Consider the following 25,286-nt stretch of genomic DNA (forward strand, 5'->3'; position numbering starts at 1 on the left):
AAAAATGCAAATCTTTCATGGTGCGGGCCTCATTTCGGCAAGGTTTTCCACCATTTGAGCAAATCCCGCAACGCTTCCGGCTGGTTCAGGGGCGCAAACCGCCCCGCCTGATCCCGCTGGTTGACGCCGTGGCAAGAGGCGCAGACCCGCATCTCGCCCGCCTGGAAGCTGATCCAGTTGCGTTCGCGGACCACCGCCGTGCCTTGCGGGTCGGTGGTCTGCCAGGTCAGGGCGCGCCCGGCCGGCACCAGCGCCGCAGTCGAACCGTCGCGGGCGATCCGCACGCTCCCCGGCGGTCCGCCCGGATTGGCCGGATTCACCGCCTCGTGCAGCGCCTTGGCCAGCACGCGCCGTCCGGGGCGGCCCGGGTAGGCCCGCACCTGGTCGCCCTGGAACAGCTGGAAGTGCGCGATGTCGTAGGTGCGCCCGCCCGGCTTATCCTGCGACACCGTCCTGATGCCGCCCGGCACGCGCAGGTTGAAAGGCTGCTGCAATTCTGCCCGATCGCGGCTGGTCTGGTCGCGCGTGACGATCAGCGCCAGGCCGCGCGTGGTCAGCCAGCGCCGCAAGCTTGCTTCGTCCACGCCTTCGGCGGCCAGCACCGCGCGCTCCGGCGCCTCCAGCCCGCTGCGCGCACGCACAGGACGCGCGCGCGGCCTCAGCTCGACCGCCTCGATCTCCCACAATTCGCCCGACCACGCCTGGCGGCCATGCGCGCCGCGCCACCACAGGGCGCGCCGGATGCCCGCCGTGAGCGGAGCGCCGGCGCGATACAGGCCGTCGCCACCGCGCACCAGGCGCACCAGCCGCAAGCCGGCCAGCGGCCGGTCCGGCGCCGGCGCGTCGACTTCGGGCGCATGGCTGGCCACCAGCGCGCCGTCGGCCAACGCCAGCGGATTGCGGAAGCGCCCCGTCGGCAGCGCGTCGCCGGGATGCCCGGCCGTCACCGGCGCCACCGTCATCCGCTCCGCATCCAGCCCGGGCGCGCCGCTCAGGCGCACGATCTGCCCGGTGGCATAGGTGTCGCGGTCGCGCGCCGCAATCGCGAGATAGCTGCCGTGCCGGCGCGGATCCTCGGCCAGCTGGAACAGGCCGCCCTCGCGGCGCACGCTGCTGCGGTTGGCGTGCAGGCGGTCGACACTGCGGCTAGAGAGGTTGGGATCGTCGCGGAAGCTGGGAATGAAATGGCCGAAGGACAGCTCGTGCTGGCCGATGTGGTTCAAGGTCTCCTCGCCGCTGCCGTCCTGCTCCATCTGCCAGGCGGTAAAGAAATTGGTGGTGAAGGCGCTCACCGCGCCGTAGGGGCCGCTGCCGCCGGTGCGCGATTCGGGGAAGGTCTCGGCGCGCGTGGCCAGCGCCGGCGCATTGGCGGCTTCGCCGGCGTAGTTGAAGGATTTGAAGGGCAGCGCGACGCCATTGCCCTGGGCGTCGCGGTCGCGCTGGGCCAGCTGGTCCTGCTGCAGATGGTCCCAGCGCACGAACACGATGCGGCCATAGCTGTCCACGAAGGGGCTGAAGGCGCCGCTCGGCGTGTGGTTCAGGATGCGCAGCCGGCCGCTGGCCGGGTCCAGGCTCCAGATGCCGGTGGTAGTCGGCGTCGCCTCGTATTCGTCCAGCTGCGGATACAGGTGCGGCAAGCCGCTGCGCGGCCGGTCCGAGGTGAACAGGATCCGGCCATCGGTGGCGTAGAAGGGCGACAGGTTGTTCGCATCCGGGGGCTGTCCCGCCACTTGTTGGATGCGGACCTGCTCGCCCGCTCCCAGGCCTGCCACTTCGTACACCTGCCAGAACGCCCGCGGGCCGCTGCCGACCACCATGCTGAACAGGGCGCGCTTGCCATCCCAGTGCACCGCCGGCTCGCGCACGGCGATGGCCTTGTCTCCCTGCTCGCCCTCGCTGCCGAAGCCGGCCTCGCGAGTCAGGTTGCGCAGCTTGCCGTCGGGGTAGCGCAGCATCAGGTCGCCGCCGCGTGGCGCGGCCTCGATACCGGGCAGGTGGTTGGCGAAGGCGGAAAAGCGGGTGGCGTGATCGTGCTGCGGCGGCACCTGGGCCGCGAACAGCAGCGGATAGCGTAGCCGGACCGGCTGCGCTGTTTGTGCTGTTTGCGCTGTTTGTGCTGCGGACGCCGCTGCCTGCGCGCCGGCGCACAGCACCAGCGGCAGGACCAGAAAGCAGCAGCGGAAACGCGTCATGGATAAATCCTGTTGTCGAACTGAATAAAGTGTAGCCGAGCCCTCATGCCAGGTTGCAATTTTTAGGCGCTTTCGGCAAGCTGTGAGCAAAACTTCAACAATGGAGACGCCATGCCGATCGCTGCAGCCAACCCGCATGCCCGCCGCCTGGCGGCCCTTGCCACCCTCGCCTGCGCCGTGCTGGTCGCCTGCGGCGGCAGTGGTGGCGGCTCGCCGGCGGTGGTGGCCAATCCGCCTCCGGTCGGCGGCGGCGGCACGCCGGTCAATGGGCCAGCCTGGCTGGGCTTCGGCGGCGACGCGCAGCATGCGGCCCAGGCGCAGGTGGCGACCCAGGACCTGGCGCGCATCGCCTGGCGCACCGCGGTGGACATGGCGCCGCAGTACAGCGCCCAGGGCTATCTGCTGGTGCACTACGGCTCGCCGGCCATCACCACGAAAAACACCGTGCTGGTGCCGGTCAAGCGCGGCGTGCAGGAGCTGTACCGCATCGAAGCGCACGACGGCCGCACTGGCGCGCTGGCCTGGACCCTGGACAGCGACTACATCATGCCGGCGCACCGCTGGACGCCGAGCTACAACCTCACCCTCACCGCCGGCAACCAGCTGGCCTTCCCCGGCGCGGGCGGCAAGCTGATGCTGCGCGACGCCCCCGATGCGGCCAATGGCCCCGTGAAGAGCCTGGTGTTCTACGGTGAATCCACTTACAACGGCGCCAAGGGCGCGTTCGACGCCTCGGTCTTCATCAACACGCCCATCACGGCGGACACGCAGGGCAATCTGTATTTCGGCTTCAGCGCCCTGCCCTCGAATCCGGCGGGCCTGAAGGGCGGCATCGCCCGCATCGGCGCGAACGGCGCCGGCAGCTGGGTCGCCGCAAGCACGCTGGCGCAGGACGATGCCGTCGACAAGGCGGCGATGAACAGCGCCCCCGCCCTGTCGCCCGACCAGAAGACGCTATACGTGGCGGTCAACGGACCGAGTTCGAAGGGCTATCTGGTCGCGCTGGACGCCGCCACGCTGCAGGCGAAGTCGAAAGTCCTGCTGCTCGATCCGCAAACCAAGCAGCCGGCGCGCGTGTCCGACGACAGCACGGCCTCGCCCACCATCGGCCCGGACGGCGAAGTCTTCTTCGGCGTGCTCGAGACCACGCAGAACCAGCACAATGGGCGCGGCTGGCTGCTGCATTTCGATGCGGCGCTGGCGCAAAGCAAAACCCCGGGTTCCTTCGGCTGGGACGACACGGCCTCGATCGTCCCGGCATCGATGGTGCCCGGCTATGCCGGTCCGTCCAAGTACCTGCTTACCACCAAGTACAACAACTATGGCCGCGCGGGCAGCGGCGATTCGCGCAACAAGGTCGCGGTGCTGGATCCCAATGCCAGCCAGCCCGACCTGGTGGCGCCTTCGGTCCCGGTCATGAAGGAAGTGCTGGCTGTGATGGGCGTGACGCTTGACCCCGACTTCCCGGGCGGTGTGGTCGAATGGTGTATCAACACGGCCGCGGTCGATCCCTTCACGAAGTCCATCCTGATCAACAGCGAGGATGGCTGGCTGTACCGCTGGGACTTGAGCTCGAACACGCTGAGCCAGAAAATCCGCCTGACCAGCGGCCTGGGCGAGTCCTACACGCCGACCGCGATCGGCGCGGACGGGACCGTGTACGCGATCAATAACGCGATCCTGTTCGCGATCGGCAAATAATCCGAATCAGGGGATCGCCGGCGGCGCTTTTTTAGATCGGGGATAATGTCGGTCCTGCAATCGACACACCGTCCCCCATGCGTACCGGCATCCTTTCCGCCGCCTCGGCCTTCCTGTGCTGGGGCCTGTTCCCGCTGTATTTCCACGCCATCGGCGAGGTGCCGCCAATGCAGATCCTGGCGCACCGCATGCTCTGGTCGCTGCTGTTCCTGCTGATCGTGCTGGCCGTGCGCAGGCAATGGGCTTGGCTCGCTGTCGCCCGCCAGCCGCGCATACTCGGCAGCTTCATCGCCTCCGCCGTGCTGCTGAGCGTGAACTGGCTGATCTATATCTGGGCGGTCAACAATAATCACGTAATCGAAGCCAGCCTGGGCTACTTCATCAATCCGCTGGTGAACATTTCGCTCGGCTACCTGCTGCTGAAAGAAAGATTGCGGCCGGCGCAGTGGGCGGCGATCGCCGTGGCGGCGCTGGGCGTGGCCTGGCTGACCTGGCAGGCGGGCACCGTGCCGTGGATCGCGCTGGCGCTGGCCTTTTCCTTTGGCGGCTACGGGCTGCTGCGCAAGACCGCCGCGCTGGGCGCGCTGGAGGGGCTGTCGTTCGAGACCATGGTGCTGTTCCCGGTGGCGGCCGCCTATGTGGTCTGGCTGACGATGAACGGCCAGAACGCCTTCATCAACACGGAATCGACCTCGACCCAGCTGCTGCTGATGGCGGCCGGGCCGATCACCGCGATCCCGCTGCTGCTGTTCGCCTCGGGCGCGCGCCAGATCCCCTTGTCCGTGCTGGGGCTGCTGCAATACCTGTCGCCGACCCTGCAATTCCTGCTCGGCGTCTGGCTGTTCCACGAACCGTTTACGCCGGACCGCCTGGTCGGCTTCGCACTGATCTGGGCCGCCCTCGCCCTGTTCGCCGCCGAAGGCCTGCTGCGCCGCCCCACCCCGGCCAAAGCTTGAATAATTCGGGGTCAGAATAATTCGGGGTCAGAGCACTTTTTCGAGCAATTTCTTCAATTTGGGGTCAGAGCACATTTTTCGGCAAGCTTCCAAGCGGCGCCGAGCCGAAAATGTGCTCTGACCCCGAATTTTTACAGTATCCTGTCGTCCTTATTTCTCACCGAATTACACCTATCACATGGCCAATTACGTCTACACCATGAACCGCGTGGGCAAGATCGTCCCACCGAAACGGCAGATCCTGAAGGATATTTCGCTGTCCTTTTTCCCGGGCGCGAAGATCGGCGTGCTGGGCCTGAACGGCTCCGGCAAGTCGACCCTGCTGAAGATCATGGCCGGCATCGACACCGATATCCAGGGCGAAGCGCGCCCGATGCCGGGCCTGAACATCGGCTACCTGCCGCAGGAACCCCAGCTGGATCCGGAAAAGACCGTGCGCCAGGAAGTGGAAAGCGGCCTCGGCGAAGCCTTCGAGGCGCAAGCCAAGCTGGAGGCCGTGTACGCCGCCTATGCCGATGAAGACGCGGATTTCGACGCCCTCGCCAAGGAGCAGGAGCGCCTGGAATCGATCATCGCCGCGGCCGACGGCGGCAACCTGAACCTGCAGATGGAAATGGCCGCCGACGCGCTGCGCCTGCCGCCCTGGGACCAGAAGATCGCCGTGCTGTCGGGCGGTGAAAAGCGCCGCGTGGCGCTGTGCAAGCTGCTGCTGAGCAAGCCGGACATGCTGCTGCTGGACGAGCCGACCAACCACCTGGACGCCGAATCGGTCGAGTGGCTGGAGCAGTTCCTGCTGCGCTTCCCGGGCACCGTGGTCGGCATCACCCACGACCGCTACTTCCTCGACAACGCCGCCGAATGGATCCTGGAACTGGACCGCGGTTCGGGCATTCCATGGAAGGGCAATTACTCGTCCTGGCTGGACCAGAAGCAGGCCCGCCTGAAGCAGGAAGAAGCCACCGAGTCGGCCCGCCAGAAAGCGCTGCAGAAGGAACTGGAATGGTCGCGCCAGAATCCGAAGGCGCGGCAAGCCAAGTCGAAGGCCAGGTTGGCCCGCTTCAACGAGCTGAGCGAATACGAATACCAGAAGCGCAACGAGACCCAGGAGATCTTCATCCCCGTGGCCGAGCGCCTGGGCAACGACGTCATCGAGTTCAAGAACGTCAGCAAAGCCTTCGGCGACCGCCTGCTGATCGACAACCTGTCGTTCACGATTCCGCCGGGCGCCATCGTCGGCATCATCGGCCCGAACGGCGCCGGTAAGTCGACCCTGTTCAAGATGATCGCCGGCAAAGAGCAGCCGGACAGCGGCGAAGTCCACATCGGCCAGACGGCGAAAGTCTCGCTGGTCGACCAGAGCCGCGACGACCTGGCCAACAACAAGACCGTGTTCGAAGATGTCACCGGCGGCGCCGACATGCTGAGCGTCGGCCGCTTCGAGATGCCGTCGCGTGCCTACCTCGGCCGCTTCAACTTCAAGGGCGCGGACCAGCAGAAGGTGGTCGGCAACCTGTCGGGCGGCGAACGCGGCCGTCTGCACCTGGCCAAGACCCTGCTGCAAGGCGGCAACGTCCTGCTGCTGGACGAACCGTCGAACGACCTCGACGTCGAAACCCTGCGCGCGCTCGAAGATGCGCTGCTGGAATTCGCCGGCAGCGTGATGGTGATCTCCCACGATCGCTGGTTCCTCGACCGTATCGCCACGCACATCCTGGCTTTCGAGGGCAACTCGCAAGTCACCTTCTTCGACGGCAATTATCAGGAATATGAAGCCGACAAGAAGAAGCGCCTGGGCGAAGAAGGCGCCAAGCCGAAGCGTATCCGCTACAAGCCGCTCACTACCTGAGTTGGCTGCATCGCAGCGCTTTAGTAGCGTTTGCACCACAAAAGCTCCCTGCGGGGAGCTTTTTTTTCGCTCTTCGCTGGCGATAGCAGCGCATGTGGACAATCCTGAAGCCTGGTTTCCCGGATGTGCGTGCCTCGATTTTTTCGCGCGGAAATGGATCGGCCCGATTTCCATCTCATGTGTAGAATCAGGCGTCGTTGAGGTCGGCTCACGCCACGATCATTCATGACACGTTACCGCGATAACCGCGTTCCCGGCATGACGTACTTTTTCACGGTGCGCCTGCTGGACCGGAATAGCACTTTGTTGACGGACCACTTCTCGGCCTTCGGCGAAGCCATGCGCCAGGCCCGGATCCGCAAACCCTTCCACGTCGATGCTTGGGTAGTGCTGCCCGATCACGCGCATGCGATCTGGACCCTGCCTCCCGGCGACCACGATTGCGCCACACGCTGGCGCGCGGTCAAGATCGCCTTTTCCAAAGCACTGCACAAGACCGGACTGGCGCTGGCGAGCGCGGCCGACGCCGCGATCTGGGAGCGCCACTACCGCGATTACCGCGTCGGCGACGACAACGAATACGCGGCCCTGATCGACTACGTACACAGCAATCCGATGCGCCACGGCTTTTGCCAGCACGCCTCCGACTGGCCCTGGTCCTCGTTGCACCGCTTCGTTGCCGCCGGATTCGACGCGCCGCAGCCGCCGCTGGCGCCACCGCCTTGGACGGGTCCGCTCCACCCATCGGCGCAGCTCCCCCTGTAAAAGCAAAAAGGGCCCGCGAAGGCCCTTTGATGTTCCTGTAGGCACCCCGTGCCCACGCATGACGTCAGCGTTACGCCGACCTCTTAGAAGTTGTAATGCGCGCCAACAGTCCAAACGTTAGCCTTGGCGCCGATGTCCTTCTCCTTGCCATAGCGCTCATACTCGGCAGTCAGCGCAACCTTCTGGTTCAGCTTGTACTGCACGCCCAGCGCACCGTAGGCGCCGGTATCGGTGTCCTTCAGGTTCAGGGCCGCGCTGTCGAACTTGCGCTCGCTGTGCTGCACGCCGACCTTGCCGTACACGGCAAACTGGTCGTTCACCGGCGCGGTGGCCTTGGCGGCGATATAGGTGCCGTGGCCCTTGGTGGTGCCGCCGGCGGCGTCATGGTCGCCGAAATCGGTGTAGCCGGCTTCAGCAGCCCAGGTGCGGTTGAATTCGTAGCCGCCGTACAGCTTGCCGCCGGCCTTGTAGTCGTCCGACTGGATGTTCTTGGCCGAGGCCACGCCCACGCCAACATAGGCATGCGGCTGGTCGGTGGTGAAGTTCTGGGCCTGGGCAGCGGTCATGGCGGCGCCTGCGATCAGTGCAACGATGAGCTTTTTCATATTCGGCATCCTTTATTTGGTTTGACTGAGTCGCGATGCGAAAGTGAATCGCGATGTGGTCAAGATATCAGCTGCCAAATGCTTAAGTCAGTGCCCATTTCGTAAGAACTGTAAGAACATGTAACTTACTGACCCATTATTCAGTAATAAAATCACTGATATTGACTACAAATGCTTAGTAATTAAGCGATGTAGCGAAAAGTGAGATTGAGCCGCGCGCCGACCGGTTTTGCAGTCTTGTTGATCCCATGCAGCCAGTGCCGCTGCAGGGATCCCGCCATTAGCAGCAGGTTGCCGTCGGCGAGCTCGAGTTTCAGCGTGCGCTTGCTGCGTTTGTGGCGCAGGAGGAAGGTCCGGCTGGCGCCATAGCTGAGCGAGGCGATGGCGGGCTGCGGGCCCAGTTCCGGCTCGTCGTCGCTGTGCATGCCCATGCTGTCGGCGCCGTCCCGGTAATAGTTCAGCAACACGCTGTTATAGCGGTGGCCGGTGGCGGCTTCGACGGCGCTGCGCAGCTCGGCGAGCAGCGGTGTCATCGGCAGCGCTTCGAGGCGCAGGCCGGAATAGGTATAGCTGGCTTCGCCATGCCAGGCGGTCAGGCGCGGCTGCAGGTGGCGCTTGCCGTAGACGACGATGGTCTCGTGGCGCCAGGCGGTGTCATTGACCAGGCGCGCGAAGATCTCGGCATTGCTCAGCGGCATAGGGAGCCGGTGCAGCAGCGCCAGTTCACCATCCTCGATCGGGATGGCCTGCAATTTGGCCTCGTCGGAAAACAGATCCATGCAGGTAAGTCTAGGTATGATGGCAAGATTCCATAACCAGGATATTTTCGCATGAACAAACGCCAGTTCCTCGGCGCGGCGGCAGCGGCCGGCGCCGTCCCGCTTGCAGGCCGGGCCGCGGCAGCCTCCCAGCCGGCGCCGCCGGACGGGCCGGCCCTGCTGACGATCACCGGCAACATCGACCACAGCAACCGCGGCCCCTTCGACCCGGCGCTCGACCAGATGATGCACAAGCACGGCGTCAGCTTCCGCAAGGCCTGGGTGTTCGACGATGCCGCCTTGCGCGCGCTGCCGGCACAGACGATCAAACCGACACTGGAATACGACGCCAGGCCACATATGCTGCGCGGACCGCTGCTGGAAGACGTGCTGGCACGCGCCGGCGCCAGACTGGAGGACAAGACGGTGCTGGTGCTGCGCGCGGTGGACGGCTACAACGTCGAGCTGCCGCTGGCGCAGGCGCGCGCAAGGCGCTTCGTCATCGCCACGCACGTGGACGGCAAGCCGATGCCGCTGGGAGGATTGGGACCGCTATGGGCTGTCTACGACGCCGACCGGGCGCCGGACATGGCAAAGCTGCCGCTGGGGCAGCGCTTTGCGGCTTGCCCCTGGGCGCTGTATCACATCGAGGTGAAGTCTTAAGCGTAGGCTTCCGCCAGGCTCATGACCCGCGGCGCGACTGTGACGCCAAAGTTACCGAACAGCGTATCCAGCGCCGCCAGGTTGCTCGCGCACTCATCGGTCTTCCAGCCATTGAACAGATCGGTGCCGTCTTTCTGGAAGTGCATGTCGAGTACTTTGCCCTTGTCCTTGTGGACATAGCCTTGCTGATGGGTGTTCTTGAACCCGAGTTCCTGCAGCGCGGCCAGCACGGCTTGCGGCGGATTGTCCGGGTCGGTAGCCAGGAAGACGCCGAAGGTCTTGCCCGGCGGTTTGGCAGCGACGTCGACTTCGTAAATGCCCGGCGCCTTGGTAACGCTGGTACTCTTCAAAAACAGCATGCGATCCTCCGTGGTCTAGACTTCCCAGCTTATTGCACTACGGGAACTTTGTCGACGTGAGCTTGCTGAATTTTTGCTCTACTGCAACAGCAATCCGAACACGCTGCCAGCGACCAGGGCGCCGCAAGCCAGCATGCCGATAATAAAACCGGCTTCGCGCTTGCTCGGGTCGCGGTAATAGCCCAGCGCATACAGGATGCGCCCCAGGCACCACAGCAGCGCGCCGGCCGCCGCCCAGGTATCGCCCAAATAATAAGCACACAGCCACAGCGGCGCCAGCACCAGCGGCAGCTGCTCGAGGGTATTGGCCTGCACCCGCTGCGCGCTCTAGAAAGGCAGCGGACCGTCCATTTGCGGCGCCGGCACCTTGTATTTCGCTCTCGCCCAGCCGGCCATCACGCCGGTCCAGACATACACGCCGAGCACCGCCAGGGTGGCCCATGCACTCCATTTGATCATTGTTGCTCTCCATGCTTGCGCCGCGCCAGGGCCCAGGTGGCCGTGGCCAGCGCTTCGTACAAGTCTCCGGCGGCCGGGTCCCAGGCCGACACCGCCGCCTGCTGGCGCGCCACGGTGGCGGTGTCGCCGCGCGCGATCGGGCCGGACAAGGCCGTCTCCGGTCCCAACCGGAACACATTGGCCAGGGTCTCGGTGGCCAGCGGCCGCGCCAGTTCGCGCGCCACGTCCGCCGGGATGCCGGCCGCCTGGTAGGCGCGCAGGGCGGCGTCCAGCACCGTGGTCAGATAGTTCGAAGCGAACACCGAGGCCGCGTGATAGACCGTCTTGGCGCTGGCGTCGATAGGCACCACGCGCGCGCCGATCGCCTCGAAAGCCGGTACCAGCAGCGCCAGCGCCTGCGCATCCCCTTCGACGCCGCAGAAGGTGCCGTCGAAGGCGGCGGCCACTTGCGCGGGATCGGCGAAGCTGCGCACCGGGTGCACGCTGGCGACAAAGGCGCCGGCCGCGCGCAACGCATCCAGCTCCGAAGAGGCCTTGGCGCCGCTGCAGTGGAACACCACTGCGTCTTTCATCACAACGCGCGCCGCCAGCTGCTGCGCCACCTCGCCGATACGGTCATCGGAGACGGCCAGCATCCACAAGCCGGCCGGGCGCAGCGCCGCCGCATCGTCACGCGCACAACCGGCGCCGATGAACGCCACCGCCGCCTGCGCACTGCCGCTCGAGCGGGTCAGCACATCCTGTACAGCGAACACGCCGCGCGTGGCGAACAAGCGCCCCAGCGCGCGCCCGACATGGCCGGCGCCGACGATGTTCAGCGCCGGCGCCATCAGAAGCGCGAGCCCGGCTGACGCAGGAATTCGATCTCTTCCTGGGTCGAGGCGCGGCCGAGGATCTCGTTACGGTGCGGGAAGCGGCCGAAGCGCGCGATCACGCCGCGGTGGCGGTGCGCATAATCGAGCATGTCGTCGAAGCCCGGGTGTTCGGCCGCCAGCGCCGTGAACAGCTCGACGGCGCGCTCCTGCATGAAGGCATCCTCGGCGTGCTCGAAAGGCATGTAGGCGAAGGCGCGCTGCAGCGGCGGCAGTTCCTTGTGCGCGCCGCTGTCGGCCAGCTGGCGCGCCGCCGCGAGGGCCAGTGCATCGCCGGCAAAGGACTCCGGCTTGTTCCGGTAAGCGTTGCGGGTGAACTGGTCAAGGACAAGGATGCGCGCCAGGACGCCCTGGGGCCCCTCGGCATCCCATTCGCGCAGCCCGCCGGCAATCGCCTGCTTGACCGTGGCGCCGAAGCGCTGTTTGATTTCGTCGTCGAAGGCATCGCTCTTGACGAACCATTCCTTGCGCGGCTGGCCTTCGGCGTCGCTGCCGGGCGCACCGAACCAGAAGTCGCGTACTTCCTGTGCTGTCATTTGATGTTCCTGTCAGTTGCGGGCGTGCGAGAGCAGGAAGCCGTCCACGCCCTGGAAAGTCGCCAGCTCCGAGGCCAGCGAGGACAGCGGCGCGCCCGCGTGATTCGCCAGCGCCAGCGCGACGAAGCGCCATTCCTGGCAATCCTTGTCGCTGCCGATGGTGAGCGAGCCGCCGGCGATCTCGTAGCCGCGTTCCAGCGCCATCGTGCGCAGCTCGTCTTCCTGCGGCCGCACGCCGGGTTTGAAACGCAGCGTCACCGCCACCGCCTGGCGCGAGGGCAGCAGGCTGACCGCGCGGTTCAGGTAGATCATGATCATCGCCGAGAAGAAGGCCAGGCCCATTGCCGCCATGTAGAAGCCGACGCCGACCATGATGCCGATCACCGACGAGGCCCAGATCGAGGCCGCCGTGGTCAGACCGCTGATATTGAAACCCGAGCGCATGATCACGCCGGCGCCGAGGAAGCCGATGCCGGTGACCACGCCCTGGATCACGCGGGTCGGGTCGACCAGCGCGACGGCGGCGCCATGCCCGCCATACCAGGCGTTCGGGTAGCCGGCGATGATGGTCAAGGCGCAGGAGGCCATGCACACCAGGCCATAGGTGCGCATGCCGGCCGCGCGGCCGTGGTAGGAGCGCTCGTAGCCGACCATCAGGCCGAGCAGCAGCGCGCCGATCAGGTGCAGCAGAATCAGGGCATTCGTTTGCAGTTCCGCGTGCGACCAATACAGGTGGACCAGGTCCGGCAGGGTCAGGACAGCGTTCTGCGGTGTCACCGGATTCAAGGCTGCTTCTTTCGCACCAGTTGTTTTTCGAAGGCCGCGTCGTTCTTGGTGATGCGCTTTTCCGGCTGCGGCCCGAGGCCGTCGACGAATTTCACGAAGTCGTCCAGCTCCATCGGTGGGCACAGCGGCGGCGCGCCGGCCTTCTCGGACAGGAAGAAGTGGCCGGCGCCGGTGCGCGCCATCGAATAGGTGGTGATGCCGGTGCGCCGCTTGAGCCGGTCGACGGCGGCGCTGGCGCGGGTGGAGCGGATGCCGGCTGCCATTCAGATCTCCCGGGTACGCTGTTCGAGCCAGTCACGGGCGGCGCCGTCGACCAGCGGCAGCAGGCGCGCGCGCACGCTGCGGTGGTAGTCGTTCAGCCACGCGACTTCGTCGCCGCGCATCAGCGCCATGTCGATGCAGCGGGTGTCGATCGGGCACAGGGTGAGCGTCTCGAAGCCGAGGAATTCGCCGAACTCGGTGGTCTCGACGACCTGCGCCAGCACCAGGTTCTCGATGCGGATGCCCCATTGTCCGGGGCGGTAGATGCCCGGCTCGTTCGAAGTGATCATGCCCGGCTCCATCGCGGTGTGCGCTTCCGGCATGGCGGTCGGCGAGATCACCTGCGGGCCTTCGTGCACGTTCATGAAGTAGCCGACGCCGTGGCCGGTGCCGTGGCCGTAGTCGATGCCGGCGGCCCAGATCGGCGCACGCGCCAGCGCATCCAGCATCGGGCCCCTGGTGCCGCGCGGGAAGCGCGCCACCGACAGGTTGATCATCCCCTTCAGCACCAGCGTGAAGTCGCGCTTGTGCGCGGCGGAAGGCGTGCCGACCGGGACCACGCGGGTGATGTCGGTGGTGCCGCCCAGGTACTGGCCGCCGGAGTCGATCAGCAGCAGGCCGTCGCCGGTGATGGTGGCGTGATTCTCGGGCGTGGCGCGGTAGTGCATGATCGCGCCATTGGCGTTGAAGCCGGCGATGGTGCCGAAGCTGGGGCTGACAAAACCGGGGCGCCGTGCACGTGCCGCGGTGATCTGCTCGTCGATCATGACCTCCGTCAGCGGCGCGCGCTGCGGATCGGCCAGCAGCGGTTCGAGCCAGGCGAAGAACTCGCAGAGCGCGGCGCCATCCTGTTCCATCGCATCGCGCACGTGGTCAAGCTCCGCCGGCAGCTTGCGCGATTTGGCGAAGGTGGTCGGGTTGATCGCCTCGACCACGCGCACACCCTGCGGCACGGCGGCGCGCATGCCGGCGGTGATGCGGCGAGGGTCGATCAGCAGGCTGGAGTCAGGCGGCAGCGCCTGCAGCGCATCAAGCGCTTGTTCGTAGGGGGCGACGCGCACGCCGTCCTGCTCCAGGCGTTCGCGCAGCGCGGCCGGCACCTTGCCGTCGGCGACGAAGACGGTCGCGCGCGAGGCTTCGACCAGCGCGTGGGCCACGAACACCGGGTTGTAGCTGACGTCGGCGCCGCGCAGGTTGAACAAATAGGCGATGTCGTCCAGGGTCGAGATGAAATGGCGCTCGGCGCCCAGCCTGGCCATCGCATTGCGGGTGGCGTGCAGTTTATCCGCGCGCGTGGTGGTCGCGTACGGCGCTTCGTGTTCGTAGACGGCGTCCGCCGGCAGGCCGGGGCGCTCGCTCCAGATCTCGTCGAGCAGGTCGAGGTCGGTGCGCAACTTGATGCCACGCGCCTTCAGCGCGTCTTCCAGCAGGCGCGCGACGGCCAGGCCCAGCACGCGGGCGTCGACGGCGACGGTCTGGCCCGGCTGCATGGTCTCGGCGAGCCAGTCGATGTGCAGCAGGCTGGCGCCCGAGGGGATCTTCATCAGGCGGATTTCGGTGCCCGCCAGCTCCTGCTCGGCCTGGGTGTAGTAGCGGCCGTCGGTCCAGACGCCGGCGAAGTCCCTGGTGGCGATGAAGGTGCCGACCGAACCCGTAAAACCCGACAGCCATTCGCGGCCCTTCCAGCGGCCGGGCAGGTACTCGGACAGGTGGGGATCGGCGGAAGGGACGATGAAGGCGTCGACCTGGTGGCGGGCCATCGCGGCGCGCAGCTGGGAAAGGCGTTCGGCGCGCAGGCCGGTGGTGTCGGTGGTTGCTGGCATATCGGGGATACGAATGTGTTGTGGATTCTCCAAGCTATGTATCATACCCCCCTCTGTACGGATATGGCGCAGAGCCTCATTGCGTTGAACCAAGAGGAACGCTGGCCCAACGCAATCTGGCGGATAATCGGAGCTGCATTCTTTTTCTCACAATAAATCATGCAAGAACAGGATTTCCACTACACCCGCGCGCGCGACCTGCTGGCCCGCGCCGAGGAACTCGTCAGCGCCGACACGGTGCAAGCCGCGGTGCGCAACGTCGCCGAGGTGCTCAACAGCCGCTTCGACAGCGACAGCACCGGCGAATTCCCGCTGGTGCTGGGCGTGATGGGCGGCGCGGTGGTCTTCACCGGCCACCTGCTGCCCCAGCTGAGCTTCCCGCTCGAATTCGACTACATCCACGTCACGCGCTACGGCGACCAGGACCGCGGCGGCGAAGTCGTGTGGAAGGTGATCCCGCGCCAGAACGTGGCCGGCCGCACCATCATCGTGGTCGACGACATCCTCGACGAAGGCGAAACCCTGGCCCACGTGAAGCAGCGTCTGCTGGACATGGGCGCGGCCGAGGTGATCCTGGCCGTGTTCGCGGACAAGGACCTGGGCAAGCAGAAGCCGGTGCAGGCGGACATCGTGGGGCTGACCATCCCGAACAAGTTCGTGGTCGGCTTCGGGATGGATGCGCATGGTTACTGGCGTAACCTGCCGGGACTGTGGGTGATCAAGGAGGAGGACAAGCAGGTGGAGGATGCGCCACCTGCCTAAACTCGTCGTTCCCGCGCAGGCGGGAACCCAAGTTTGGCGAACAGCCTATACGTTTGCACTGATCGCCGAACTTGGATCCCCGCCTGCGCGGGGATGACATGCGAACGCTAGTGGGAAACGACGCTCAGCGGATACCCAAACGCGTCCGCGCCGCCTGATACTGCTGCGCCAAACGCTCCACCATCTCCGCCACCGTCGGCACATCGTCCATCAAGCCCACGCCCTGCCCCGCGCCCCAGATATCGCGCCAGGCCTTGGCGCTGCCCGATCCAAAACTCATCTTGCTCTTGTCCGACACCGGCAGGTTCTCCGGATCCAGCCCGGCCGCGACGATCGATTTTTTCAGGTAGTTGCCGTGCACGCCAGTGAACAGATTCGTGTACACGATATCGGAGGCCGCGGACTCCACAATCGCAGTGCGGTAGGCCTCGCTGACGTTGGATTCCCTGGTCGCCAGCCAGCGCGAGCCGATGTAGGCGAAGTCGGCGCCCATGGCCTGGGCGGCCAGGATGGCGTCGCCGGTCGCGATAGCACCGGACAGGGCGATCGGGCCGTCGAAGAATTTGCGCACCTCGCCCACCAGCGCGAACGGCGACAGGGCGCCCGCATGGCCGCCGGCGCCGGCCGCCACCAGGATCAGGCCGTCGACGCCCGCTTCCAGCGCCTTCTCGGCATGGCGAATCGAGACCACGTCGTGCAGCACGATGCCGCCATAGGCGTGCACTGCGTCCAGCATCTCCTGCGGCGGCGCGCGCAGCGAAGAGATGATGATCGGCACCTGGTGCTTGACGCAAACTTCGACGTCATGCGCCAGGCGGTCGTTCGACTGGTGCACGATCTGGTTGACGGCAATCGGCCCGACGCGCTGACCCGGATGCGCCGCCTGGTAGTCGGCCAGCTCGCGCTGCAAGTCCGTCAGCCAGACGTCCAGCTGCTCGGCCGGGCGCGCGTTCAGCGCCGGGAAGGAGCCAACGATGCCGGCCTTGCACTGCGCGGCGACCAGCGCGGGGCTGCTGGCAATGAACATCGGCGAAGCGATGACGGGTAAGGAAAGGTCTTGCAGGACTGGGGGCAGCGCCATGGATGTTCTCGTAGAGGGTTGATCGGGGCCAGCTTTTTGCGATTATAGGTCGAAAAAAGCACGACCGTGCTAGATCCTGCGCTCTAATTCAGGCGTCGACCAGCATGCCGCCCTGCACCGTGGCCGCCCCGGCCTTCTCCAGCGCCCGCACCGCCCACTGCGCCAGCTCGGCAGGCGGACGCGGCAGGAAGCGCTCGCGCGCCAGCACCAGCAGCGGCACCGTCTCGAACAAGGTGTCGATGTCGGCCAGCGGCATCGCGCGGCGCTCGAGCAGCAAGAACTTCAGCAGGACCTTGACGCTGTTCTCGGCATTGCGCACCGGGTCGGCGGACAGGTAGTCCAAGCGCGAATAAGCCCGCTGCAAGGCGGCGCCGACGTCCGTAAAAGGCGCGCCATGGCCTGGAATCACCAGGCGCGGCCGCAAGGAAGCGATCAGGTCCAGCGTCGCCTTCACCTCGCCGAAACCGGGCTCGCCGGCCAGCTCGGGGAAGATCACGCCAAAACCGTTCTGCCACAGGGCGTCGCCGGCGATCAGGATGCCCTCCTCCGCGCACCAGAACAAGAGCGCGTGCGGATCGTGGCCCGGCGCGGCCAGCGCTTGCCATGCCAGGTCGCCCATCGCCAGCATCTGGCCCGGCGCGATGGTTTCGTCGAAGGTAAAACGCGCGCATTGCTGGCCGGTGGCCCGGTAGCTCAGCGCCGCCTCGTCCCAGTCCCGCACCTTGTCGGCCTCGAACACGGGAATCGCGATGCGGCAGCCAAAGGCTTGTTGCAAAGCCGCGTTGCCGCCGCAGTGATCGGAGTGAAGATGGGTGTTGACGATGCGGTCCAGCGGCCGCGCGCCCAATGCGTGACGCAGCAGCGCCAGCGTCTGCGGCGCATGCGTCACATAGCCGGTATCGACCAGGGTCGTTTCATCGCGGCCGATGAACAGGATATTGTTGGCGGACAGCCAGCCGCGTTCGAACACCCGCATCGAGGCCGGCAGCTGCATCACTCGAACAGCTGCGCTTCACGCCGCCGGATCTCGGCCCATATGGCGCGCTTGGTGTCGTCGTCGGCGCGGCCCCAGGCGACGATCTCGTCGATGGTGCGCATGCAGCCTTCGCACAGGCCGGTGGCAGGGACCATGCGGCAGATGTTGATGCAGGGGGATGGGATGGGCGTACGGTCTTCGGGGTTCATGCAGCAGCTTTCTCGATCTTGCCCGCCAGCTTGGCATTGAAGCGCGCCGGGTCGATCACGATGCGCTCGTGGGTGCCTTCGCAGATGCGTTCGACGTCGTCCCAGGCCTCGACCTTGAAACGCACGCGGCGGCCGTCGACTTCGATGACTTCGCCTTTGACGCGCAGGGTCATGCCGGGCGGGGTCGGCGCCAGGTGTTGAAAATTGACCATGGTGCCGAGGCTTTGTTCATGCGGCCAGTCCATGTAGGGCATCATGCCGTGCACACAGGCAAGCTCCATCATCCCGACCATGTAGCCGGTAGCGAGCACATCCGGCATGTCGAGGCAGAATGCGGTATCGTGATAAAGCTGAGGCACCGTAGCGCGCTCGGGCACCGTGTACTGCCACTCGAAGCAGATGCCTGGCTGAAATGTTGGGCTCATGGTGGGCAGATTAACGTATCCGGACGAATCGCGCTTGACCGCAAAGCGCATGCGCGTAGAGTTCGACCCTTTGGCCCAACACAGTAAGGTTGATGCAAGTTTGCCGACCAAGACTGAGCAACACTGCAAGCGCGGCCAGAGCGCCGACAAAGGAGGGCTGATGTCCCTGAGTAAGAAAATGCTGGCGCAGATGCGCGCCGCTACCCGTTCACTGATGCGCCGCGGCCCGTCCGTGGCGCGCACCATGATGCGCGAGTCGATCAAGACCGCCTCGAGCCTGCACCCTGCGGCAACACAACAACCGGCCTCCAACCAGATGAGCTTCGATCCCGTGTCCGACATGCTGGCCGACCTCAGCCGTATCGGCCAGTCCGTGAATCCCTTCAATGTGCCGCCGCTGTCGCTAGGTGCGGCCGCGATCGGCATGCCCGGCCATTTCGTCGACGCCTCGTTCACCAATGAGGCCGGCACCCGCGACTACAAGCTCTACGTGCCCAGCACCTATGCCGGCCAGGCCTCGCCACTGCTGGTGATGCTGCACGGCTGTACCCAGAATCCGGACGACTTCGCGCTCGGCACCGGCATGAACGTGCTGGCCGAGGAACATGGCTGCCTGGTGCTGTATCCGGCGCAGTCGCAGCAGGCCAACGCCCACCGCTGCTGGAACTGGTTCAATGCGATCGACCAGAAGCGCGACCAGGGCGAGCCGTCCATCATCGCCGGCATGACGCGCGAGATCATGGCGCGCTACACGATCGATCCGGAACAGGTCTACGTGGCGGGCCTGTCGGCCGGCGGCGCGATGTCGGCCATCATGGGCACGCTGTATCCCGAGCTGTACGCGGCGGTGGGCGTGCACTCCGGCCTCCCTTTCGCGGCCGCGCACGATCTGCCCACCGCGATGGCGGCCATGAAAGGCGATTTCCGCCGCCCGAAAGGGAACAAGGTGCGCGAATTGCCGATCATCGTCTTCCACGGCGACCAGGACACCACCGTGCACCCGGCGAATGGCGAAGAACTCATCCGGCGCCGGCGCCGCCATGCCGGCGAGCAGATCGCGGTCGAGCCGGGCCGCGTGCCGGACGGCCACGCCTTTACGCGCACCGTGCACCGCCAGCCGGACGGCAGCATCCACGCGGAACACTGGCTGGTGCACGGCTTCGGCCACGCCTGGTCGGGCGGCGATGCGCGCGGCACCTACACGGACGGCAAGGGCCCGAACGCGAGCCGCGAGATGATGCGCTTCTTCCGGACGCGGCGATGAGCGCGATGGATCAGCGCGCCGTCCCGGACGACGCTTCTGTTTGATGCGCGATATGCTCACGCAGGCAGGCCGGACACCAGCAGCCGGACGCGGACGCATCCGCGCCGGAGGCCGTGGAAGCGCTGGCAGGAACGGGAACAATCGGCGGCAGGCTGGTGCACCAGCAGGGGGCATCGCTGCCATCGACCATGGCGCAGCCGAAGCTGGCGCCGCAACGGGTACAAGTGCTCATGGGCCCACCTTAGCCGCATGGACCGGAAAATACAACAAGCTGCCTTTATAATGCGCACTGCGACGGGCCATTGCCTGTAAAATCTCGCAAATTCTTTTTGGACCCCCAATGAACGCTACGCTGAGCACAATGACGGGCGACGACCAGAAGAACGACCTGACTGCGGTCTCGCCGCAGATCAAGGCGCAGATCCTGGCCGAAGCACTTCCCTATATCCGTAATTTCCACGGAAAAACCATCGTCATCAAATACGGCGGCAACGCGATGACCGACGAACGCCTGAAGCACGGCTTCGCGCGCGACGTCATCCTGCTGAAGCTGGTCGGCATGAACCCGGTGGTGGTGCATGGCGGCGGTCCGCAGATCGACAACGCCCTGAAAAAGATCGGCAAGCAGGGCACCTTCGTGCAAGGCATGCGCATCACCGACGAAGAGACCATGGAAGTGGTCGAGTGGGTGCTGGGCGGCGAAGTCCAGCAGGACATCGTCATGCTGATCAACCACTACGGTGGCCAGGCGGTTGGCCTGACCGGCAAGGACGGCGGCCTGATCCGCGCGCGCCGCATGGCGATGCCGGACAAGGAAAAGCCGGGCGAATTCCTCGACATCGGCTTCGTCGGCGAAATCGAGGCGATCAATCCGGCCGTGGTGAAAGCCCTGCAGGACGACGCCTTCATCCCGATCATCTCGCCGATCGGCTTCGGCCAGGATGGCCAGGCCTACAACATCAACGCCGACGTCGTCGCCGGCAAGATCGCGGAAATCCTGAAAGCCGAAAAGCTGATCATGATGACCAACATCGCCGGCGTGCAGGACAAGCAGGGCAAGCTGGTGACCGACCTGTCGGCACGCGAGATCGACGAGATGTTCGCGGACGGTACGATTTCCGGCGGCATGCTGCCGAAAATCTCGTCGGCACTCGATGCCGCCAAGTCCGGCGTCAATACCGTGCACATCATCGACGGGCGCATTGAACACAGTTTGTTGCTGGAAGTCTTGACCGAACAGGCCTTTGGCACTATGATCCGGTCTCACTGAAATTTTGCAGCGCTTCAAGGTGCTGCGAAATGAATGTCTGATGCCCTTGTAGCTCAGTGGTAGAGCACTCCCTTGGTAAGGGAGAGGCCACGTGTTCAATCCACGTCAAGGGCACCATCTGGAGCGGTAGTTCAGTTGGTTAGAATACCGGCCTGTCACGCCGGGGGTCGCGGGTTCGAGCCCCGTCCGCTCCGCCAGAATCAAAGAAAGAAGGTCCGACTTGTTCGGGCCTTTTTTCTTTTCAGGTACAGGAGGATCTCCCCTGCGGGAGATCCGGTTTCGGGCTCGAAGGGAATCGCTTGCAAGCGATTCCGCGGCCCGCAGGATGTGGGCGAGCCCCGTCCGCTCCGCCAGAATCAAAGAAAGAAGGTCCGACTTGTTCGGGCCTTTTTTCTTTTCCGCCCTCAGTAAATCCTTTCGACCTGCACGCCCTTCTCCTGCAGCAGCTTCGGCACGCTTTCCGCCCCCAGCAAATGCAGCACGCCCACCGCGGCAAAGGTCCGCGGCTCCTTCCGCAGCAAATCCAATAAGCTGTCTGCCAGGCCCGCGTTGCGTTCCTTCAGCAGCACCCTGTTCACGAAGCTGCCGGACACGCTGGCGTCAAGCTCGCAGCGCGCGGCGATCGCGTCGAGGGCTTCGCGGTCGGCGCTGCTCCAGGCCTGCACCGTTTTGCGCGCCTCACTGCGCTGGGCGCCGGAGACGATCGAGGCCATCATCTCGTCGAGGAAGCGCCAGCGGTCCGGCTCCGCCAGGCGGTCGAGCAGGGACAGCTGCCGGTCCAGCGATTCGAGCTCCAGTATCCGCGTTCCCTTCGTCCGCGCCTGGCGCGCCAGCCAGGCTTCGCTCGACAGATCGGTGCGGTAGCCCTGCTTGGTGTACTCGGCCAGGGTCAGCAGGGTCGCCAGCAGCACCGGCTTGAATGTCATGGCGCGGGAGGCGTCGATGCGGCCCTGTTCGATCAGCTTGTCCAGCAGCGCGCGCTGCTGCGCCTCCATGGCGTCGTAGCCGGGCGCGCCGGGGTCCAGCATGCCGTGCTCGCGCACCGCGCGCAGCAATTCGCGCTGCGGCTGCGCCGGGTCGATCTCGAGCGCCAGCGTGGAGGCCTGGCCCAGCGCCTCGGCGATGCGCGGCTCGAGCGGATAGAACTCGGGCAGGCCGACGTGCAGGGTGCCGAACAAATGCATTTCGTGGCCGTCGATGCTGACCTTGAACAGGGCGCCGCGTTCGGTGGCGGAAGCCGCGGAGGCGGTGGACGCGAGCAGACAGAGCAGGCTGAACAGGAAGGCAAAGAGCGGGCGGCGCATACGGCCTCCAGTCGGGATGGATAATGAAACTTGCCATTTCATTATCAAACTGCCCGACGGAGACCCTCTGCGCATGCGCAGATACCGGTGTCGATATAATGCAAGACTGCCTCTCTTCGCAAAGCTTGCCGTGCCTACACCCTCCCCCATCGTCTGGCTGTTCGACCTCGACAACACCCTGCACGACGCGTCCCACGCGATCTTCCCGGCGATCAGCGCCAACATGAACACCTATATCGCCCGCGTGCTCGGCGACGGCGTCACGCCGGCCAGCCAGGAAGCGGTCAACGCGGCCCGGCTAGGCTACTGGAAGCGCTACGGTGCGACCCTGCTCGGCATGATCCGCCACCACCAGGTCGACGCCGCCGATTTTTTACGCGAGACCCACGACCTGCAGGCCCTGCATGAAATGGTGCGCTGGGAACGCGGCCTGTCGCGCCTGTTGAAACGCCTGCCCGGCCGCAAGATCCTGCTGACGAACGCGCCGACCGCGTATTCGAAGCAGGTGGTGCGCCACATTGGCCTGCAGCGCCATTTCGCGCATCACATCGCGATCGAGGACATGCACGTGCACCGCCAGCTGCGCCCGAAACCGTCGACGCTGATGCTGCGGCGCCTGCTGAAAAAACACCGGCTGGCGGCGCGGCGCTGCGTGCTGGTCGAGGACACCCTGGTCAACCTGAAGCAGGCCAAGCGCCTCGGCGTGCGCACGGCCTGGGTCACGCAATACCTGCGCTACAGCGATCCGATCGGTAAAGCGCCCTTGCCGAAGATGCTAAAACGACCCGCCTACGTCGATGTCAAAGTAAAATCCGTGCTTCAGCTGCCGTCGCACCTGCGCCGGCTGCGCTCAGCGACCTGAAATCGACCCGAATCATCGACCTGAACACGGAGCACCGCGACAACATGGCAAGCACCAAGCCGGGCCAACGTAAACTGCAGATCCTCCAGGCCCTGGCGGCGATGCTGGAACAGCCGAAGGGCGAAAAGATCACCACGGCCGCGCTGGCCGCGAAGCTCTCGGTATCGGAAGCGGCGCTGTACCGCCACTTCGCCAGCAAGGCCCAGATGTTCGAAGGCCTGATCGAATTCATCGAATCGAGCGTCTTCGGCCTGTTCAACCAGATCGTCGAGCGCGAAGACGACGGCGTGGCGCAAGCCCACGCGATGCTGCAGATGCTGCTCTCCTTCGCCGCCAACAATCCGGGCATGACCCGGGTGCTGATCGGCGATGCGCTGGTGGGCGAGGACGAGCGCCTGCAGCTGCGCATGAACCAGTTCTACGACAAGGTCGAACTGGCCTTCAAAGGCGCGCTGCGGGTGGCCGTCACCCAGGGCCATGGACGCGAGGAAGACGTGACCGCGCGCGCCAGCCTGCTGGTGTCCTATGTGACCGGACGCTGGCACCGCTTCGCCAAGAGCGGCTTCCGCCAGCATCCGGCGGAGAACAGCGGCCTGCAGCTGTCCCTGCTGCTCGCTGCCTGAGCGCCTGAGCGGCAATGAACGAGATCTTCGCCCTGCTCGACGACGCCAGCCCGGACGCCAGTCCGCCGGCGCGCTCGCGCCTGTACCGCGATTACGCCGGCATGCTGGCCTGCCATGCGGCCGAGGAATGGCCGCTGCTGCTGGCGCGCTTGCAGGAAGCGCTGGCGGCCGGCCTGTACGCAGTGCCGGTGCTGCGCTACGAACTGGGCGAGCAGCTGCTGGGGATCGTGCCGCCGGCGCAGGCCCAGGCTCAGTTGCACGAAGCCCCGCTGGCCCAGGTGCTGCTGTTCCGCGGCTACGACTCGCTCTCGAACGAGGAAGTGCAGGCCTGGCTGGCGGAACGCGCCGGCATGGCCGGCCCGGCCGGTATCGCCGACGTGCGCAGCAACGTCGACGAAACCACCTTCACGCGCGCCATCGGGCGCATCCGCGACTACATCGCCGCCGGCGACACCTACCAGGTCAACTACACTTACCGCATCCGCTTCGACGCCTTCGGCTCCATCTACGCGCTGTACGCGCGCCTGCGCGAGCGCCAGCCGGTGCCGTATGGCGCGTTGATCGGGCTGCCGGACGGCTGCGCGGTGCTGTCGCTGTCGCCGGAGCTGTTCGTGCGCCATGACGCCGGACGCCTGCTGGCGCGGCCGATGAAGGGCACCGCGCCGGCCAGCGGCGACAAAGCCGTCGACGCAGTGCGCTCCAGCGCGCTGGCCGCCGACCCCAAGAACCGCGCCGAAAACCTGATGATCGTCGACCTGCTGCGCAACGACCTGGGACGGATCGCGCGCACCGGCAGCGTCGGCGTGCCGGCCCTGTTCGAGGTGCGCCGCTACAGCAGCGTGCTGCAGATGACCTCCACGGTGCAGGCGCAGCTGCGTGAAGGGACCTCGCTGGCGGACATCTTCGACGCCCTGTACCCCTGCGGCTCGATCACCGGCGCGCCCAAGCGCCGCACCATGGAAATCATCCACGAGCTGGAGCCGGCCCCGCGCGGCATCTACACGGGCGCGCTGGGCTGGATCGATCCGCCGGCCTTCGGCGCCCAGGACGGCGCGCGCTTCGGCGACTTCTGTTTATCCGTGCCGATCCGCACCCTGGTGCTGCATCCGGAGCACAACGGCGTGCGCCACGGCGAGCTCGGCGTCGGCGCCGGCATCGTCTACGACAGCGATCCGGGCGCGGAGTATGCCGAGTGCCGGCTGAAGGCGGGCTTCCTGACCGGGCTGCCGAACAGCTTCGAGATCTTCGAGACCATCCACGCGACCCGCGAGGAGGGCTGCCGCCACCTGGAACGCCACCTGGCGCGCCTGCAGGCGTCCGCCGCCTACTTCGGCTACCCCTTTACCGAGGAGCTGGCGCAGGCCGGCGCCATCGCCGCCTGCGCGGTGCTGCCGGCGAACACGCCGCACCGCCTGCGCCTGGCCCTGCAGCCGGACGGCGAAGTCATCGTGCACACCTCGGTGCTGGCGCCTTTGGATGGCCCGGCGAATTGTCCCGTGACGGTGCTGCTGTCCGACGAGCCGGTCGACTCGAACTCCCTGTTCGCGCGCCATAAAACGAATATCCGCAGCCGCTACGACGCCGCCTGGAAGCTTGCTGAAAGCGTGGGCGCCTTTGACACCCTGTTCTTCAACGAGCGCGGCGAGCTGGCCGAGGGTGGCCGCAGCAGCGTGTTCGTGCGCGTCGGCGAGCGCTGGTACACACCGCCGCTGTCCTCCGGCGTGCTGCCCGGCGTGATGCGGGCCCTGGTACTGGAAGACCCTGCCTGGAATGCCATCGAATGCCCGATCTCGCGCGAGACCCTTGAGCGCGCGCAGGAGATCGTGGTGTGCAACGCGCTGCGCGGGCCGCTGCGGGCGACGATCCGGCGCTGACGCTTCGGCGCCGGCCGAAGCAAGGCAGGAGCGTCCTGCCCTACGATCACGGGC

28 protein-coding genes and 2 tRNA genes are annotated in these 25,286 nt (G+C 65.9%); 13 read left to right on the forward strand and 17 right to left on the reverse strand.

The window, feature by feature from the left end:
- Positions 1-29: 29 nt before the first annotated feature.
- A complete protein-coding gene (locus LQV39_RS11140; RefSeq protein WP_230025408.1) occupies positions 30-2,192 on the reverse strand; it encodes a hypothetical protein in 2,163 nt (720 codons plus the stop codon).
- Positions 2,193-2,303: 111 nt separating this feature from the next.
- Between LQV39_RS11140 and LQV39_RS11145 the strand changes: the two genes are divergently transcribed.
- From LQV39_RS11145 to LQV39_RS11160, 4 genes are all read left to right on the forward strand, one after another.
- The gene (locus LQV39_RS11145) at positions 2,304-3,893 is read left to right on the forward strand and encodes a hypothetical protein (RefSeq protein WP_230025410.1); all 1,590 of its coding nucleotides are present in this window, start codon (positions 2,304-2,306) and stop codon (positions 3,891-3,893) included.
- Between the two features lie 77 nt (positions 3,894-3,970).
- Entirely contained in the window at positions 3,971-4,849 is an 879-nt protein-coding gene (rarD, locus tag LQV39_RS11150) for an EamA family transporter RarD (RefSeq protein WP_230025412.1), read from the forward strand.
- A 178-nt stretch (positions 4,850-5,027) separates the two neighbouring features.
- A complete protein-coding gene (gene ettA, locus LQV39_RS11155) occupies positions 5,028-6,695 on the forward strand; it encodes an energy-dependent translational throttle protein EttA (protein WP_230025414.1) in 1,668 nt (555 codons plus the stop codon).
- A 225-nt stretch (positions 6,696-6,920) separates the two neighbouring features.
- Complete coding sequence (locus LQV39_RS11160; RefSeq protein WP_230025416.1) at positions 6,921-7,460, forward strand: transposase; 540 nt, start codon at positions 6,921-6,923, stop codon at positions 7,458-7,460.
- A gap of 83 nt (positions 7,461-7,543) precedes the next feature.
- On the opposite strand, the gene LQV39_RS11165 is transcribed toward LQV39_RS11160, so the two are convergent.
- Positions 7,544-8,065: a porin family protein gene (locus LQV39_RS11165; RefSeq protein ID WP_230025418.1), complete on the reverse strand. Its 522-nt coding sequence runs from the start codon at positions 8,063-8,065 to the stop codon at positions 7,544-7,546.
- Positions 8,066-8,247: 182 nt separating this feature from the next.
- Positions 8,248-8,844 (reverse strand): alpha-ketoglutarate-dependent dioxygenase AlkB, encoded by a 597-nt coding sequence (locus tag LQV39_RS11170; protein WP_230025420.1) that lies wholly within the window; start codon positions 8,842-8,844, stop codon positions 8,248-8,250.
- Positions 8,845-8,895: 51 nt separating this feature from the next.
- Between LQV39_RS11170 and LQV39_RS11175 the strand changes: the two genes are divergently transcribed.
- Positions 8,896-9,486: a molybdopterin-dependent oxidoreductase gene (locus LQV39_RS11175; RefSeq protein WP_230025422.1), complete on the forward strand. Its 591-nt coding sequence runs from the start codon at positions 8,896-8,898 to the stop codon at positions 9,484-9,486.
- On the opposite strand, the gene LQV39_RS11180 is transcribed toward LQV39_RS11175, so the two are convergent.
- The 8 genes from LQV39_RS11180 to LQV39_RS11210 all read right to left on the reverse strand — a co-directional run bounded on the left by LQV39_RS11180 (position 9,483) and on the right by LQV39_RS11210 (position 14,582).
- Positions 9,483-9,845 carry a hypothetical protein gene (locus tag LQV39_RS11180; protein WP_230025424.1) on the reverse strand — a complete coding sequence of 121 codons (363 nt, stop codon included), beginning with the start codon at positions 9,843-9,845 and terminating at the stop codon, positions 9,483-9,485. The two genes, LQV39_RS11175 and LQV39_RS11180, sit on opposite strands and share 4 nt — an antisense overlap.
- Positions 9,846-9,923: 78 nt before the next feature.
- On the reverse strand, positions 9,924-10,160 hold the full coding sequence (locus LQV39_RS11185; RefSeq protein ID WP_230025426.1) for an MAPEG family protein: 237 nt from the start codon (positions 10,158-10,160) through the stop codon (positions 9,924-9,926).
- Positions 10,161-10,172: 12 nt separating this feature from the next.
- Positions 10,173-10,304, reverse strand: coding sequence for a hypothetical protein (locus LQV39_RS26380; RefSeq protein WP_290368576.1), 132 nt, complete (start codon positions 10,302-10,304; stop codon positions 10,173-10,175).
- Positions 10,301-11,134 carry a Rossmann-like and DUF2520 domain-containing protein gene (locus tag LQV39_RS11190; RefSeq protein ID WP_230025428.1) on the reverse strand — a complete coding sequence of 278 codons (834 nt, stop codon included), beginning with the start codon at positions 11,132-11,134 and terminating at the stop codon, positions 10,301-10,303. Before LQV39_RS11190 ends, LQV39_RS26380 begins: the two co-directional genes overlap by 4 nt.
- A complete protein-coding gene (locus LQV39_RS11195; RefSeq protein ID WP_230025430.1) occupies positions 11,134-11,712 on the reverse strand; it encodes a DUF924 family protein in 579 nt (192 codons plus the stop codon). Before LQV39_RS11195 ends, LQV39_RS11190 begins: the two co-directional genes overlap by 1 nt.
- A gap of 12 nt (positions 11,713-11,724) precedes the next feature.
- Positions 11,725-12,489: an MgtC/SapB family protein gene (locus LQV39_RS11200; RefSeq protein WP_230025614.1), complete on the reverse strand. Its 765-nt coding sequence runs from the start codon at positions 12,487-12,489 to the stop codon at positions 11,725-11,727.
- A gap of 5 nt (positions 12,490-12,494) precedes the next feature.
- Positions 12,495-12,761, reverse strand: a complete 267-nt coding sequence (locus LQV39_RS11205) for a hypothetical protein (protein WP_230025432.1) — start codon at positions 12,759-12,761, stop codon at positions 12,495-12,497.
- On the reverse strand, positions 12,762-14,582 hold the full coding sequence (locus LQV39_RS11210) for an aminopeptidase P family protein (protein WP_230025434.1): 1,821 nt from the start codon (positions 14,580-14,582) through the stop codon (positions 12,762-12,764).
- Positions 14,583-14,741: 159 nt separating this feature from the next.
- On the opposite strand from LQV39_RS11210, the gene LQV39_RS11215 reads away from it, so the two are divergent.
- Complete coding sequence (locus LQV39_RS11215; protein WP_230025437.1) at positions 14,742-15,344, forward strand: hypoxanthine-guanine phosphoribosyltransferase; 603 nt, start codon at positions 14,742-14,744, stop codon at positions 15,342-15,344.
- Positions 15,345-15,468: 124 nt separating this feature from the next.
- Here the strand turns inward: LQV39_RS11215 and LQV39_RS11220 are convergent, their stop codons facing one another.
- The 4 genes from LQV39_RS11220 to LQV39_RS11235 form a co-directional block, all read right to left on the reverse strand.
- Positions 15,469-16,425, reverse strand: coding sequence for a nitronate monooxygenase family protein (locus LQV39_RS11220; RefSeq protein WP_230025439.1), 957 nt, complete (start codon positions 16,423-16,425; stop codon positions 15,469-15,471).
- Between the two features lie 88 nt (positions 16,426-16,513).
- Positions 16,514-17,419 (reverse strand): MBL fold metallo-hydrolase, encoded by a 906-nt coding sequence (locus tag LQV39_RS11225; protein WP_230025616.1) that lies wholly within the window; start codon positions 17,417-17,419, stop codon positions 16,514-16,516.
- Entirely contained in the window at positions 17,419-17,610 is a 192-nt protein-coding gene (locus tag LQV39_RS11230; RefSeq protein WP_230025441.1) for a DUF1289 domain-containing protein, read from the reverse strand. The genes LQV39_RS11225 and LQV39_RS11230 overlap by 1 nt, the downstream gene beginning before the upstream one ends.
- Positions 17,607-18,035, reverse strand: a complete 429-nt coding sequence (locus tag LQV39_RS11235) for a thioesterase family protein (RefSeq protein WP_230025443.1) — start codon at positions 18,033-18,035, stop codon at positions 17,607-17,609. The genes LQV39_RS11230 and LQV39_RS11235 overlap by 4 nt, the downstream gene beginning before the upstream one ends.
- Positions 18,036-18,195: 160 nt before the next feature.
- On the opposite strand from LQV39_RS11235, the gene LQV39_RS11240 reads away from it, so the two are divergent.
- Positions 18,196-19,299, forward strand: a complete 1,104-nt coding sequence (locus LQV39_RS11240; protein WP_230025445.1) for a PHB depolymerase family esterase — start codon at positions 18,196-18,198, stop codon at positions 19,297-19,299.
- 10 nt (positions 19,300-19,309) lie between these two features.
- Here LQV39_RS11240 and LQV39_RS11245 read toward each other — a convergent pair whose 3' ends face one another.
- Positions 19,310-19,531 (reverse strand): cysteine-rich CWC family protein, encoded by a 222-nt coding sequence (locus tag LQV39_RS11245; RefSeq protein WP_230025447.1) that lies wholly within the window; start codon positions 19,529-19,531, stop codon positions 19,310-19,312.
- Between the two features lie 108 nt (positions 19,532-19,639).
- Here LQV39_RS11245 and argB point away from each other — a divergent pair, with 108 nt between their 5' ends.
- The 3 genes from argB (at position 19,640) to LQV39_RS11260 (ending at position 20,766) form a co-directional block, all read left to right on the forward strand.
- The gene (argB, locus tag LQV39_RS11250; protein WP_230025449.1) at positions 19,640-20,569 is read left to right on the forward strand and encodes an acetylglutamate kinase; all 930 of its coding nucleotides are present in this window, start codon (positions 19,640-19,642) and stop codon (positions 20,567-20,569) included.
- 42 nt (positions 20,570-20,611) lie between these two features.
- Positions 20,612-20,686: transfer RNA gene (locus LQV39_RS11255), tRNA-Thr, on the forward strand.
- 3 nt (positions 20,687-20,689) lie between these two features.
- Positions 20,690-20,766: transfer RNA gene (locus LQV39_RS11260), tRNA-Asp, on the forward strand.
- Between the two features lie 207 nt (positions 20,767-20,973).
- On the opposite strand, the gene LQV39_RS11265 is transcribed toward LQV39_RS11260, so the two are convergent.
- Entirely contained in the window at positions 20,974-21,873 is a 900-nt protein-coding gene (locus LQV39_RS11265; RefSeq protein WP_230025451.1) for a TraB/GumN family protein, read from the reverse strand.
- Positions 21,874-22,003: 130 nt separating this feature from the next.
- Here LQV39_RS11265 and LQV39_RS11270 point away from each other — a divergent pair, with 130 nt between their 5' ends.
- From LQV39_RS11270 to pabB, 3 genes are read left to right on the forward strand one after another with little or no spacing between them, the layout of a single operon-like run.
- On the forward strand, positions 22,004-22,735 hold the full coding sequence (locus LQV39_RS11270) for an HAD-IA family hydrolase (protein ID WP_230025453.1): 732 nt from the start codon (positions 22,004-22,006) through the stop codon (positions 22,733-22,735).
- 44 nt (positions 22,736-22,779) lie between these two features.
- Positions 22,780-23,358 carry a nucleoid occlusion factor SlmA gene (slmA, locus tag LQV39_RS11275; protein WP_230025455.1) on the forward strand — a complete coding sequence of 193 codons (579 nt, stop codon included), beginning with the start codon at positions 22,780-22,782 and terminating at the stop codon, positions 23,356-23,358.
- Positions 23,359-23,372: 14 nt separating this feature from the next.
- Positions 23,373-25,232: an aminodeoxychorismate synthase component I gene (gene pabB / locus LQV39_RS11280; protein ID WP_230025457.1), complete on the forward strand. Its 1,860-nt coding sequence runs from the start codon at positions 23,373-23,375 to the stop codon at positions 25,230-25,232.
- The last annotated feature ends 54 nt before the right edge of the window (positions 25,233-25,286 follow it).

Source organism: Massilia sp. Bi118 (assembly GCF_918697865.1).
Classification (GTDB): Bacteria; Pseudomonadota; Gammaproteobacteria; order Burkholderiales; family Burkholderiaceae_D; genus Telluria.

What these genes read in the sequence shown, in the direction of transcription:
- LQV39_RS11160 (WP_230025416.1), top strand. Translation starts at nt 6,921, where the DNA reads ATGACACGTTACCGCGATAACCGCGTTCCCGGCATGACGTACTTTTTC.
- LQV39_RS11170 (WP_230025420.1), bottom strand. Translation starts at nt 8,844, where the DNA reads ATGGATCTGTTTTCCGACGAGGCCAAATTGCAGGCCATCCCGATCGAG.
- LQV39_RS26380 (WP_290368576.1), bottom strand. Translation starts at nt 10,304, where the DNA reads ATGATCAAATGGAGTGCATGGGCCACCCTGGCGGTGCTCGGCGTGTAT.
- LQV39_RS11190 (WP_230025428.1), bottom strand. Translation starts at nt 11,134, where the DNA reads ATGGCGCCGGCGCTGAACATCGTCGGCGCCGGCCATGTCGGGCGCGCG.
- LQV39_RS11165 (WP_230025418.1), bottom strand. Translation starts at nt 8,065, where the DNA reads ATGAAAAAGCTCATCGTTGCACTGATCGCAGGCGCCGCCATGACCGCT.
- LQV39_RS11235 (WP_230025443.1), bottom strand. Translation starts at nt 18,035, where the DNA reads ATGAGCCCAACATTTCAGCCAGGCATCTGCTTCGAGTGGCAGTACACG.
- LQV39_RS11240 (WP_230025445.1), top strand. Translation starts at nt 18,196, where the DNA reads ATGTCCCTGAGTAAGAAAATGCTGGCGCAGATGCGCGCCGCTACCCGT.
- LQV39_RS11230 (WP_230025441.1), bottom strand. Translation starts at nt 17,610, where the DNA reads ATGAACCCCGAAGACCGTACGCCCATCCCATCCCCCTGCATCAACATC.
- rarD (WP_230025412.1), top strand. Translation starts at nt 3,971, where the DNA reads ATGCGTACCGGCATCCTTTCCGCCGCCTCGGCCTTCCTGTGCTGGGGC.
- LQV39_RS11145 (WP_230025410.1), top strand. Translation starts at nt 2,304, where the DNA reads ATGCCGATCGCTGCAGCCAACCCGCATGCCCGCCGCCTGGCGGCCCTT.
- LQV39_RS11195 (WP_230025430.1), bottom strand. Translation starts at nt 11,712, where the DNA reads ATGACAGCACAGGAAGTACGCGACTTCTGGTTCGGTGCGCCCGGCAGC.
- pabB (WP_230025457.1), top strand. Translation starts at nt 23,373, where the DNA reads ATGAACGAGATCTTCGCCCTGCTCGACGACGCCAGCCCGGACGCCAGT.
- argB (WP_230025449.1), top strand. Translation starts at nt 19,640, where the DNA reads ATGAACGCTACGCTGAGCACAATGACGGGCGACGACCAGAAGAACGAC.
- slmA (WP_230025455.1), top strand. Translation starts at nt 22,780, where the DNA reads ATGGCAAGCACCAAGCCGGGCCAACGTAAACTGCAGATCCTCCAGGCC.
- ettA (WP_230025414.1), top strand. Translation starts at nt 5,028, where the DNA reads ATGGCCAATTACGTCTACACCATGAACCGCGTGGGCAAGATCGTCCCA.
- LQV39_RS11215 (WP_230025437.1), top strand. Translation starts at nt 14,742, where the DNA reads ATGCAAGAACAGGATTTCCACTACACCCGCGCGCGCGACCTGCTGGCC.
- LQV39_RS11205 (WP_230025432.1), bottom strand. Translation starts at nt 12,761, where the DNA reads ATGGCAGCCGGCATCCGCTCCACCCGCGCCAGCGCCGCCGTCGACCGG.
- LQV39_RS11180 (WP_230025424.1), bottom strand. Translation starts at nt 9,845, where the DNA reads ATGCTGTTTTTGAAGAGTACCAGCGTTACCAAGGCGCCGGGCATTTAC.
- LQV39_RS11245 (WP_230025447.1), bottom strand. Translation starts at nt 19,531, where the DNA reads ATGAGCACTTGTACCCGTTGCGGCGCCAGCTTCGGCTGCGCCATGGTC.
- LQV39_RS11220 (WP_230025439.1), bottom strand. Translation starts at nt 16,425, where the DNA reads ATGGCGCTGCCCCCAGTCCTGCAAGACCTTTCCTTACCCGTCATCGCT.
- LQV39_RS11265 (WP_230025451.1), bottom strand. Translation starts at nt 21,873, where the DNA reads ATGCGCCGCCCGCTCTTTGCCTTCCTGTTCAGCCTGCTCTGTCTGCTC.
- LQV39_RS11225 (WP_230025616.1), bottom strand. Translation starts at nt 17,419, where the DNA reads ATGCAGCTGCCGGCCTCGATGCGGGTGTTCGAACGCGGCTGGCTGTCC.
- LQV39_RS11210 (WP_230025434.1), bottom strand. Translation starts at nt 14,582, where the DNA reads ATGCCAGCAACCACCGACACCACCGGCCTGCGCGCCGAACGCCTTTCC.
- LQV39_RS11140 (WP_230025408.1), bottom strand. Translation starts at nt 2,192, where the DNA reads ATGACGCGTTTCCGCTGCTGCTTTCTGGTCCTGCCGCTGGTGCTGTGC.
- LQV39_RS11175 (WP_230025422.1), top strand. Translation starts at nt 8,896, where the DNA reads ATGAACAAACGCCAGTTCCTCGGCGCGGCGGCAGCGGCCGGCGCCGTC.